Origin of the sequence: Niveispirillum sp., assembly GCF_052437035.1 — a bacterium.
Lineage (GTDB): Bacteria > Pseudomonadota > Alphaproteobacteria > Azospirillales > Azospirillaceae > Niveispirillum.
In genome coordinates, this window is record NZ_JBQVOH010000030.1 from 1 (window position 1) to 1,501 (window position 1,501).

General features: G+C 70.6%; 2 protein-coding genes and 1 pseudogene. All 3 read left to right on the forward strand.

The annotated features are described in order from the left end of the window. The coding region (locus tag ACT6Q8_RS25475; RefSeq protein ID WP_444739475.1) for a glutamine amidotransferase-related protein at positions 1 to 238 on the forward strand (238 nt) is incomplete at its 5' end. A 10-nt stretch (positions 239 to 248) separates the two neighbouring features. Then, positions 249 to 1,292 carry an anthranilate phosphoribosyltransferase gene (gene trpD / locus ACT6Q8_RS25480; RefSeq protein ID WP_444596232.1) on the forward strand — a complete coding sequence of 348 codons (1,044 nt, stop codon included), beginning with the start codon at positions 249 to 251 and terminating at the stop codon, positions 1,290 to 1,292. Then, positions 1,289 to 1,501, forward strand: a pseudogene (locus ACT6Q8_RS25485) (indole-3-glycerol phosphate synthase TrpC); the annotation flags it as partial. The gene trpD and the pseudogene ACT6Q8_RS25485, both read left to right, overlap by 4 nt.

The window sequence follows — 1,501 nt, forward strand, 5'->3', positions numbered from 1 at the left end:
GCCGTCGCCCTTCGCCGCCACCCGCTATCATTCGCTGGCCGTCGAGCGCGAAACCCTGCCCGAGGCGCTGGAGGTCACCGCCTGGACGGCGGACGGCGAAATCATGGGCCTGCGTCACCGCACCCGGCCGATCCACGGGGTCCAGTTCCACCCCGAATCCATCGCCACCGAGCACGGTCACGACATGCTGGCCAACTTCCTCAACCTGGCGGGCGTTCGGCGTCTCGCGATCGTTTGAGGGCGCGCGGGTGACGACGGACGGCGGCTTCAAGCCCCTGCTGGCGCGACTGATCGACGGGCAGGTCCTGTCGTCGGACGAGGCCCACGACTTTTTCGCCGCCTGTTTGCGTGGCGAGCCCACGCCCGCCCAGGTCGCCGCCGCGGTCACGGCCCTGCGCATGCGCGGCGAAACGGTGGAGGAGATCGCCGCCTTCGCCCAGGCCATGCGCGACGCCGCCGCGACACTCGATCACCCCTACGACGTCATCGACACCTGTGGCACCGGCGGCGACGGGGCTCACACCTTCAACATCTCCACCGCCTCGGCCCTTGTTCTGGCCGGCGCGGGCGTGAAGGTGGCCAAGCACGGCAACCGCGCCATGAGTTCCAAGTCCGGGTCCTCGGACGTCCTGTCGGTGCTGGGCGTTGATCTGACGGCGGGCCAGACGAAACAGCGTCAGGCGCTGGACGAGGCCGGCATCGCCTTCCTGTTCGCGCCCGCCTACCACGGCGCCATGCGTCACGTCGGGCCGGTGCGGGCCGAGATCGGTTTCCGCACGGTTTTCAATCTTCTGGGCCCACTTTCAAATCCAGCGTCTGCGAAACGCCAGCTGATGGGGGTCTATGACCCGCGCCTGCTGGAGCCCCTCGCCGAGGTCCTGGGCCGGCTCGGCGCCGTGCGCGCCTGGACGGTCCACGGCGACGGCCTCGATGAGCTGACGACCACGGGCGAGAGCCAGGTCGCCGAATGGCGCGACGGCGCGGTGCGGCGTTTCACCGTCTCGCCCGAGGAGGCCGGCCTGCCGCGCGCCTCGATCGAGGATCTGCGCGGCGGCGACGCCGGGACCAACGCCCTGGCTCTTACCGCATTGCTGGACGGCGCGACCGGCCCTTACCGCGATATCGTGCTGCTGAACGCCGCCGCCGCCCTCGTCGTCGCGGACAAGGCGGACGATCTGACGCATGGCGTCGCCCAGGCTGCACGGGCCATCGATGAAGGCCACGCCCGCACCGCCCTCAACGCCCTGGCCCGCATCACCTCCGCCCCGGAAGAGGAAGTGGAGCCGCAATGACCGACATCCTGTCCCGTATCGCCGACTACAAGCGCGATGAAGTGGCCGCCCGCAAGGCCATCCGCAGCCTGTCCGATCTGGAAGCCGCCGCCGCCGCCGTCTCCGCCCCCCGGGGCTTCCGCGCCGCGCTCGAGGACCACGTCGAGGCCACCGGCCGGCCCGCCCTGATCGCCGAAATCAAGAAGGCCAGCCCGTCCAAGGGGCTGATC